This is a genomic window from Bradyrhizobium sp. USDA3516 (assembly GCF_057651995.1).
Genome location: NZ_JBYGYN010000042.1, coordinates 1 through 247 on the forward strand (window position 1 = coordinate 1; position 247 = coordinate 247).

Sequence of the window (247 nt, forward strand, 5' to 3'; positions counted from 1 at the left end):
CAATCGTTATCCGCACGAACTCTCCGGCGGCATGAAGCAGCGCGTCGCGATCGCGCGCAGCCTCGCCTATGACCCGGAAGTGCTGCTGATGGACGAACCGTTCGCCGCACTCGATGCCCAGACCCGCGAGACGCTGCAAGGCGAGTTGCTGCGGATCTGGCGCGCCACCGGCAAGACCATCGTCTTCATCACCCATGGCATCGACGAGGCGGTCGTGCTCGGCCAACGCGTGGCGGTGATGACGTCG

The 247-nt window shown here is 65.6% G+C and carries 1 protein-coding gene; it reads left to right on the forward strand.

Going from position 1 to position 247, the window contains the following annotated elements:
- On the forward strand, positions 1-247 hold a 247-nt coding region (locus AC24YW_RS36665; protein WP_487487221.1), incomplete at both ends, for an ATP-binding cassette domain-containing protein.